The sequence below is a fragment of the uncultured Legionella sp. genome, from assembly GCF_937871865.1.
Taxonomy (GTDB): domain Bacteria; phylum Pseudomonadota; class Gammaproteobacteria; order Legionellales; family Legionellaceae; genus Legionella.
Genome location: NZ_CALMPD010000143.1, coordinates 1 through 8,878 on the forward strand (window position 1 = coordinate 1; position 8,878 = coordinate 8,878).

An 8,878-nucleotide genomic window follows, 5' to 3' on the forward strand; every position below is an offset into this window, starting at 1 on the left:
AAAGCACCAAAACCGACTGACCAACATGTTCAATGAAATTATTAATGAAAAGTACAGTGTTTCCTTTAACCAGACTCAAATCGTTCTTTTTTTGCATGCTAACTGTCCTCATTAAATTGAATTAATGTTTCTGTAGAGCTCTGTAAAAAATGTTGCGAATGCAATACTATCACTGCCGGTTCATTAAAGATCCCAACAGGAACAGCAGCTCTCCAAGCCATCCAAAGCTGGAGAAGATAAGACACGGGAACAACGATCGACAACAAGGCCAATTAGTGATCATTTTAAACCAAAAAAAGACAATTTACCAATCCCCCTCATATTTCAAGATTTAACTCAAACCATGGTAACCATACATCAAGCACCTCTGGTTGTTATTGAAACAAAAAGGCAAATGGGAAATCTTGTGATTTCTGGGGGATAAGAAATGGCGCAGGAGAAAGTTAGGCGACTCGATAGAAAATATGCTTATGCCATTGAACGCCCAATTGATTGATTGATTACGGTCCGAAAAACAGTATCTCTGTGCTTTTCATCAATAAAGTGTTACTCACATCAAGAACGTTCATTGTTCCAGATAGATACGCATGAAATGCCTCTGATTACATTTTAAGAGTGTGTTCAGTGCTCACTGCCGGTTCATTCATAATCTCATATACCGCATCACGCAATTTGAGAGGGACATTGATTGAGAAAGAAGCTGTGACGGCATCTTTTTTTATATCAGTGAATGCGAGTTGTATGCACTGAAACTCCTTATAAATATCTTTCTCAAAATGCATTACTTGATACCCTTCGAATGAGCCAATCCCCCTACCTTCTGCTTTAGACTTAAATCCCGCTTTTTCAATTAATGCAACAATTTCATCAAGTTTCACCAACAAATACCTCTTTGATAAATAGGGAAAAATAATTATAAAGAACAAACATAATTGTGGCCAGATGCAAGATGACACAGTTGCAGCCAAAACCTGGAAAAATTCTGTTTTTTCCCAAGAAGAGGCTCGTCATGCAGAAAATTACCGAAAAGATATTCAATTTCAAATAAATACCCGATAAGATTATCCTGATGCACTGACCTCTTTGGCAGTGACTTTATTCATTATTGATATTGGAGGACTTGATCTATGAGACAGGTACCTGTTACACCGCGCGTTAACTCAACGCACCTCATACACTGTTCCCATTCAAGGAGAGTTGTATGAACATTCATGATTTTAAAATAAAAAAACAAGAACGTACAAAAATTTCCATGCTCACCTGTTATGATTATCCATCAGCACGAATTATCGCCGAATCCAATATCGATTGTGTGTTGGTTGGTGACTCAGTAGCAATGACAGTTCATGGCCATGATACAACAGTTACAGCGACTACAGAAATGATGGCGTTGCACACCCAAGCCGTCGCTCGTGGATTAAAGAAACAATTTATTATAACCGACCTCCCCTTCTTAAGTCATAAAATCTCGCAAGCGCATACCATGGAGCAAGTACGATTATTGATGCAGGCAGGAGCACAAGCAATAAAAATAGAAGGGGCTGACGAAGATACCTGTAACACCATATCCTATCTGGTCAAAGCTGGAATTCCAGTTATGGGACACATAGGGTTAACCCCTCAATCCATTCATCAACTAGGCGGCTATAAAGTCCAGGGAAAAAATCAGGAGCAAGCGGAACTCTTGTTAGAACAAGCTCTAGCTCTGGAGGAAAGCGGATGCTTTGCCCTGGTCATTGAATGTGTCCCTCAATATCTTGCCAAAACCATCACGAATTCTCTTGGTATTCCAACTATAGGCATAGGCGCTGGTTCTGATACAGATGGTCAAGTACTCGTTTGGCACGACATGCTTGGCTTACAATCGACATTCACCCCCAAATTCGCAAAAAAATACACTCAAGGCAAAGATATATTTCTTGAAGCAATCAATGCTTACGTACAACAGGTACAGCAAGTTAATTTCCCAAGCCCTGAATACGCATTTTAATTCCACGAGAGTAATTTATGCACATTTTTCATAATCTCAATGAATGGATAAATGTTCGTAACCGTTTATCCACTGAAGTTAGTTTAGGATTTGCTCCAACAATGGGTAACCTTCATGCAGGGCATGCTTCTTTATTTCATAAAAGTAAGGAAGAAAATGACCGCACCATATCCAGTTTATTTATCAATCCGACTCAGTTTAATCGTCCTGACGATTTCACTCATTATCCCAAAACCCTGGACGCCGATCTCGAGTTGATGGAGAACGCAGGGGTGGATTATTGTATTTTGCCCAATGAAAAAGAGATGTACGCAGATGGATACGCCTATCAGGTTCAGGAAAATCAACTCTGCCAATTGATGGAGGGCAAGCATAGACCAGGTCATTTTAATGGAGTATTAACGGTAGTGATGAAACTGCTTCATTTAACTCGACCAACCCGAGCTTATTTCGGTGAAAAAGACTACCAACAATTTCTGTTAATTAAGGGAATGGTGCAAGCCCTGTTCATGAATACAGACATCATACCTTGCCCGACAATTAGAGAACCAAGCGGATTAGCCTTCAGTTCCCGTAATAACCGCTTAACTATTGAGCAAAAAAAACGTGCTGAAGAGTTTGCTGCTATATTCCATCAGAACAAACCTTGTGTAATGATAAGTGATGAGCTAAATGCAAAAGGAATCGCCGTGGAATACATCGAAGAATATAATGGCAGAAAATTTGCCGCAGTACTGATTGGTGATATCCGTTTAATTGATAATTATCAAATCTAATGATTCAGACTAATTGGTATGTCATTACAGGAGCTCCTTCCTCAGGAAAGACCACCTTAATTAATCAATTAGCATCTGCAGGCTATACAATAGCTCCTGAAGTTGCGCGAGATTACATTAATGACTTATTAGCAGCTAATTATACATTAGAGGATATAAGTCATGATAACCGCCAACTGCAAAGAGGGATACTCGCGGTTGCATTAAAAAGAGAACGTCGTCTGCAAACCAATCAACTTATTTTTTTTGACCGAGGTACCCCGGATAGTCTGGGGTATTTTCGCTACTATCAGCTCAATGAAGAACATGTGGTTCAAGCTTGCCAACGTCTACGCTATAAAAAATTGTTTTACTGTCATCAATTGCCTATGGAATATGATTCAGTTCGGGTGGAAGACAGTTTAAGTGCCAGAACCATTGGGGAATTGATTTATGAAGCTTATAACAAACTGGGGTATGAATTGATTGAGCTTCCGGCAGTTCCCGTGCAACAACGTATAGAGATTATTCTTTCTCATTTAGACAACGATAAAGCATAGTAATCTACAATCAGCAGTTATTGCTGCTGTACATCGCGATGGCTGCAGCAATTACCGCGGCTTTATGTTGTGGTAAAGACTTATTAGAATACTTTAACCATTCTGGATGTGCGTCAACAAGATGAGTAGTCAGTCGTCCCTCTTGAAATTCTTTTGATTTAATCATTTCCAGATAATAAGGAATAGTCGTTTTAACCCCAAACATCCGCATTTCTTCCAATGCCCGCCTTGCTCGGCGTAATACGGAAGGCCAATCTAATGCCCAAACGGTTAATTTTGCACATAAGGAATCATAATCAGGAGGAATGGTATATCCTGTGTATATCGCACTATCGGTTCGTACCCCAGGCCCACCAGGCGCGTAGTAACGGGTAATTCGACCAAAACTGGGTAAGAAATCGTTTTGCGGATCTTCTGCGTTGATGCGAAATTCAATGGCATACCCTCTGGAAACAATGTGTTCCTGGGTCATAGTCAAGGGTTCGCCTGCAGCAATTCGTATTTGCTCTTGAACAATATCAATACCAGTAATTTGTTCTGTAACAGGATGCTCCACCTGCAAACGTGTATTCATTTCCATAAAATACGCATTATTGTGTTCATCCAAGATAAATTCAACGGTTCCTGCATTGGTGTAACCCACCTCTTTCGCAGCGGTTACTGCGTATTTAAAAAGTAAGTCTCTGGTTAAGGGATCTAATAACGGTGAAGGCGCTATTTCTACTAGTTTTTGATGACGGCGCTGCACAGAACAATCGCGCTCAAAAAGATGCAACACATTGCCCCACTGATCAGCCAGGATTTGCACTTCTATATGGCGTGGATTAACAATGTATTTTTCCATATAAACATGCGCATCCCCAAATGATTTTTCTGCTTCGGACTGCACCCGTGCGAACTGTTGTTTTACCTGATTCGCATCATGGCATAATCTTATCCCTCGCCCTCCTCCACCAAAGGTCGCTTTCAGCATCACGGGATATCCCAAAGTGTTAGCGCAAGCCACCGCTTCATCAACGTTATTTAAATTTCCATCACTGCCAGGTATTGTTGGAACTCCTCCTTTAAGCATCGCTTGACGTGCAGCAACTTTAGAACCCATGGTCGCAATGACATCAGAAGTTGGCCCAATAAATACAATACCAGCTTTTTCACATTCTTTGGCAAATTCAGCATTTTCAGATAAAAAACCATAACCTGGATGTATGGCTTCACATCCTGATGCCTTGGCACATTCAATAATTTTTTGCCCGTTAAGATAAGCTTCTAGTGGTTTTTTACTCAGGCAATGGGAATGAGATGCACGTTTAACATGTAAGGCATATCGATCTGCTTCACTATGGATAGTTACTGCAGCAATACCCATTTCCTTGCAGGCTCTCACGATACGCAGAGCAATTTCACCACGATTTGCAATTAGAATTTTGTTAAACATTTCATCCCTTAAATTTAGTTCTGTACCTTTATCGCAAGCCGATATTAGCCGGAAGCTCAGATAAAGGCATTGAACTTAGAAAATCTCTTGCAAGAAATGCCGCATGGCTAACCAGGAACGTTGTTCTGCCAGAGAATTAAACACTAATCCAGCGTCCATGTCATGAGCCAATGGATTAGTAAATGCATGCTGTACATTTCCATACATATGAACCTGCCAATCTACTTTAGCATCGGTCATTTCCTGACAAAAAGCAGTAACATGTTCTGGGCTAACCATAGGATCATCATATCCATGCAACACCAGTACTTTAGCCTTAATCTCTTCAGTACTGACTCCTTCTGGTTTATTTAATAAACCATGAAAACTGACAACACCTTTAATATCAGCACCGCTTCGTGCTAAATCCAACGCGCACAACCCACCAAAACAAAACCCAATAACGGCAATTCGCGTCTTATCAACTTCAGGCATAGCGGCTACTGCATCATAAGCCACAAGCAGCCGTGCTCTTAATAAAGCCCTGTCAGCCACTAAAGGGTGCATTAATGCCATTTTTTCATCATTAGTGCCTCCCAAACGGCCTTGACCGTACACGTCAGAAGCAAAGCCAACATAGCCCATTTCGGCCAGCACTCTGGCTTTCTGGCATGCAAAATCATTACGTCCCGACCAGTCATGAGCGACAATTACTGCTGGACGAGGTGTATCGAACTGCTCATCAAAGGCTAAAAAACCGTGCAGCTCCTGAGCCCCTTGGTGATAGATAAAATTTGCTTCGTGCATGTGTTTCCCTCAAAAATATGAATAAAAATAATCCGGGAGCTGTTGGCATTTCTGTCTAAATTCCCAACAGACAGTAGCTACAGCCTACATAGGCTCCGTGCCCAAGGGCCGAAGCCTTGACTTGGGTATGAAATCCCCCTTAGAGCCATTCTTGTTGAGTAGTACAGCCTGTAGGTTTCACAAATACAGGCTATAGCATAACTAATCAACGCCGCAAGGATCAACCATTGAAGGATGGAAGAAGCTACTGTGTTTACTTCTACGTCTTTCGTTTGATTTTTTGACGAGAAACTTTAACGAGTTAGGCCAAAACGCGACACTGTTTGCACCCGTACTATTCATCAAATAACAACCAAAGCCATACGCATCGAAGGGATAAGTATCGAGTCAATGAGTGTTGTCTATTCAATCCGTTGTCCTTTAACTAATTGTTTTCGTTAGAATATATTTTTTTTAAGATTTTTAAAAGAACATTACGCAGTCAAGGTAAATAACATTTTTCCCTTCGTCATTAACCTCTTTACAAATCAATTGCCTTAAACTATATGTTACAAATAATATAAAGGCCTGTTGGTATTTATGCCAAAATCTACATCATATCGGGAGCTTCAACTCTCTGGTCAACAGCCCTAAGCTTGAAAGGATAAACTCAATGAAAAAATACTTATGCTTTTTCATTTTCCTACTTTCTTTTGATGTTGTTGCACTTGGAGCAATGACCAACATCGAACCAGGAATAACTCTTTATTCAGAATATTATCCGAACCCGGATGCCCGGATGAAAGGCACTATTGTATTTATAAATGGTAGTGGCTCAGACATAAGTGTCTGGAAAAGCAAAAAACTGTTTGATTGTGCAAAAAAAATTGGCTCTGTGTTTTTATACGATCGCAATGGGCTCGGCAAAAGCCCGCCCGATTTGCACCTGTCACCTGACAATCCAATTACAGCACAAAGCGTTAGCGATCGATTATCCATGCTATTAAAAAAACGTAATATACAACCACCCTACCTGTTTATTGCGCACTCCCATGGAGCTATGTATGCAAGTTATTTTACTTTGAAAAACCCAGCTCTTGTAAAAGGAGTACTACTCGTTGATCCGATGCCCAAGGACTGCACTTTCTCGCCTGAAGCAATGAATAAATTAAAAAAAGGCGTGAACGATGTTCAGAGCAAACCAGCTGACTATATTTATAAAACATACAATAAAGCAAATGCAGAAGCGTTTTATCAAATAGCAGGATTGGATAAAACCAAGCAGTCAATCCAGCAATCAGGAGATATTGATAACGCTATTCCCGTCATTATACTTTCATCCAGCCAAATGGAAGAGCAACATGCATGTATAAAGGACTGGTATGAAAGCCAAAAACTTTGGCTAAATAAAAATACCCTGAGCACTATTATTCAAGTGCCATCGGATCACTTTATTCAGTTAACAAAACCACAACTAGTATGTGACACCCTGAAACATATGCTGGGCAGCGAAGCTGAGATTCCTTAATTCGCTGTTTCAGCGACCTTAGCTGTCCGTCTCATCGCCCTCTCCTCCAAATTTTGGTCTAAACTTAAAATAAAATAGAGAGGAATCCATCATGATGACTAATTCGCTCGTACACATCAGGGACTTTCTACAAGCTCAATTATGTTATCAATTGTTTATTACTCCACTTCATTTACCCATAGAAAAGCAATACCGTGATTTTGCCAAAATGGCCTGTGAATACATCGAAGGGAAACGCAGTGAGGTGATTCATCAGGAATTTCCACGCCACCATGTGATCCATCGTTTTATACCAGCCAAAAATGCTAATGGAAAAAAAATTCTGATTTCTCATGGCTGGATGTCGCGTGCAGCATACATGGTACGATTAATAAAATGCCTGCATCAGCAAGGATATGACGTCTATGCTCTGGATTTTCCAGCACATGGTGAAGCAAAAGGCGTTCAACTGCCATGGACTGATGCGATTGCGATATTAAAAGAAACCATGAACACCCATGGGCCATTTCATGGCGTAATCGGCCATTCATTCGGTGGCTCCATGTTATTAAGCACCTTAAATTTATCAGGACAGCTGCCAGAATGGCAATTAAATTACAAACCTGAACGCGTAGTGCTCATTGCCTCTCCTACGCAAATGCGCAGCCCCATCAACTCCATTGCCAGACGCTTCAAGCTTAGCGGACATGCTTATTTACAACTACGTCAGTTAATCCGTCAACAGGCCAACATTGATCCAAAACTGATGCGTTTACGTTATTTTACCTCGCAGACTCCAGAAATCCCTTTTTTATGCATTCATGGAGAGCAAGATATTACAATTAATCCTAAAGAATCCATTATTTTTTGCCGAGAATATAAAAATGCTAATTTAAATCTGTTGCCTGATGCTGATCATGTCAGTGTTTTAATGGATGATAGGGTAGAACAACTGGTGTGTCATTTTTTAAATTAGATGATTAGGGTTTGTTGACAGTTCACTTTTGGCCTAAAAATGAAATGTCAACAGACCCTAATTTTAGAATATTTATATGTTATATTTACCCCCTTCAGAGACTTCAGATTTAGCCTCGCTCTCTTTTATATCCACGCATTGTTTTTTTAATTCTTTGAAGTTTCTAACATTTGCTATGATACTATTATTATCCCAAACCGGTACGCTCTCTTTAAAAAAATCTGTAATTTTATTTAACATAATGCCAATCGGCAGTAAGAATCCGATAGGACGATCTTCTTTCAAATCAATAACTGCTTGTGCTGTTTCAGAAAACTTGACGCCATTTGCTATTAAATTTCTCAATATTGACAAATCGGTTTGTTCAACCTGGTTAATCCCCATATTAATTGAATTGTATAAGTGATTCTGAGTCGCTTTTGGCAGCTGCTTAATTTCATTAACAAAAAAATTAACCATGGGAGGGTGATTTGATTTAATTGCATGTAATAAATGGCTGAATAATTGTTTCTCTCCAATCTCATGATTGGTTTTCTTTAATTGATTATAGAGTAGTTCTACGCAGCCAGTAGAGTTACTCTTGATAGAAGAATGAATAGCATTACCACCAGCTTCTCGAGTATATTCCGATATTTTTTCAGCTATCTGTAAGTCTGACAATGGTTGAGGTTTTCCATCTTTTTGATAGGCATCAAAGAGTTGTTGCACAAGGTCAGCATTGCCGCCTTTTACAGCATAGTTAATAAAGGCCCCTGCATTATGCGTTTGTAAGATCGTTTCATTAAAATGGTGTTTACAATCTTCATTTTCTAATAATATAGCGAACGATTCTTTAGAGTTATTGTCAAATCTGGCGTATGCCCATTAGGCGGCCACACTGTCTAATTGCT

The 8,878-nt window shown here is 39.9% G+C and carries 9 protein-coding genes; 5 read left to right on the top strand and 4 right to left on the bottom strand.

All coding sequences use genetic code 11. From position 1 onward, the window contains the following. Positions 1 to 602 precede the first annotated feature (602 nt). Positions 603 to 878, bottom strand: a complete 276-nt coding sequence (locus tag Q0495_RS07415; protein ID WP_298624559.1) for a hypothetical protein — start codon at positions 876 to 878, stop codon at positions 603 to 605. A 323-nt stretch (positions 879 to 1,201) separates the two neighbouring features. Between Q0495_RS07415 and panB the strand changes: the two genes are divergently transcribed. Genes panB through Q0495_RS07430 form a run of 3 tightly spaced genes read left to right on the top strand, consistent with a single transcriptional unit; the run spans position 1,202 to position 3,305 of the window. Continuing rightward, the gene (gene panB / locus Q0495_RS07420; protein ID WP_298624561.1) at positions 1,202 to 1,990 is read left to right on the top strand and encodes a 3-methyl-2-oxobutanoate hydroxymethyltransferase; all 789 of its coding nucleotides are present in this window, start codon (positions 1,202 to 1,204) and stop codon (positions 1,988 to 1,990) included. A 17-nt stretch (positions 1,991 to 2,007) separates the two neighbouring features. Further along, positions 2,008 to 2,766: a pantoate--beta-alanine ligase gene (panC, locus tag Q0495_RS07425; protein ID WP_298624562.1), complete on the top strand. Its 759-nt coding sequence runs from the start codon at positions 2,008 to 2,010 to the stop codon at positions 2,764 to 2,766. Continuing rightward, positions 2,766 to 3,305, top strand: coding sequence for an ATP-binding protein (locus tag Q0495_RS07430; RefSeq protein WP_298624564.1), 540 nt, complete (start codon positions 2,766 to 2,768; stop codon positions 3,303 to 3,305). Before panC ends, Q0495_RS07430 begins: the two co-directional genes overlap by 1 nt. Positions 3,306 to 3,315: 10 nt before the next feature. On the opposite strand, the gene Q0495_RS07435 is transcribed toward Q0495_RS07430, so the two are convergent. Continuing rightward, positions 3,316 to 4,740 carry an acetyl-CoA carboxylase biotin carboxylase subunit gene (locus Q0495_RS07435; RefSeq protein ID WP_298624566.1) on the bottom strand — a complete coding sequence of 475 codons (1,425 nt, stop codon included), beginning with the start codon at positions 4,738 to 4,740 and terminating at the stop codon, positions 3,316 to 3,318. 75 nt (positions 4,741 to 4,815) lie between these two features. Continuing rightward, entirely contained in the window at positions 4,816 to 5,526 is a 711-nt protein-coding gene (locus Q0495_RS07440) for a dienelactone hydrolase family protein (protein ID WP_298624567.1), read from the bottom strand. Positions 5,527 to 6,178: 652 nt separating this feature from the next. Here Q0495_RS07440 and Q0495_RS07445 point away from each other — a divergent pair. Further along, positions 6,179 to 7,033, top strand: coding sequence for an alpha/beta hydrolase (locus tag Q0495_RS07445; RefSeq protein WP_298624568.1), 855 nt, complete (start codon positions 6,179 to 6,181; stop codon positions 7,031 to 7,033). A 91-nt stretch (positions 7,034 to 7,124) separates the two neighbouring features. After that, positions 7,125 to 7,988 (top strand): alpha/beta fold hydrolase, encoded by an 864-nt coding sequence (locus Q0495_RS07450; protein WP_298624569.1) that lies wholly within the window; start codon positions 7,125 to 7,127, stop codon positions 7,986 to 7,988. Between the two features lie 72 nt (positions 7,989 to 8,060). Here Q0495_RS07450 and Q0495_RS07455 read toward each other — a convergent pair whose 3' ends face one another. Beyond that, positions 8,061 to 8,696, bottom strand: a complete 636-nt coding sequence (locus Q0495_RS07455) for a hypothetical protein (protein WP_298624570.1) — start codon at positions 8,694 to 8,696, stop codon at positions 8,061 to 8,063. Between the last annotated feature and the right edge of the window lie 182 nt (positions 8,697 to 8,878).

What these genes read in the sequence shown, in the direction of transcription:
- panB (WP_298624561.1), top strand. Translation starts at nt 1,202, where the DNA reads ATGAACATTCATGATTTTAAAATAAAAAAACAAGAACGTACAAAAATT.
- panC (WP_298624562.1), top strand. Translation starts at nt 2,008, where the DNA reads ATGCACATTTTTCATAATCTCAATGAATGGATAAATGTTCGTAACCGT.
- Q0495_RS07430 (WP_298624564.1), top strand. Translation starts at nt 2,766, where the DNA reads ATGATTCAGACTAATTGGTATGTCATTACAGGAGCTCCTTCCTCAGGA.
- Q0495_RS07435 (WP_298624566.1), bottom strand. Translation starts at nt 4,740, where the DNA reads ATGTTTAACAAAATTCTAATTGCAAATCGTGGTGAAATTGCTCTGCGT.
- Q0495_RS07440 (WP_298624567.1), bottom strand. Translation starts at nt 5,526, where the DNA reads ATGCACGAAGCAAATTTTATCTATCACCAAGGGGCTCAGGAGCTGCAC.
- Q0495_RS07445 (WP_298624568.1), top strand. Translation starts at nt 6,179, where the DNA reads ATGAAAAAATACTTATGCTTTTTCATTTTCCTACTTTCTTTTGATGTT.
- Q0495_RS07450 (WP_298624569.1), top strand. Translation starts at nt 7,125, where the DNA reads ATGATGACTAATTCGCTCGTACACATCAGGGACTTTCTACAAGCTCAA.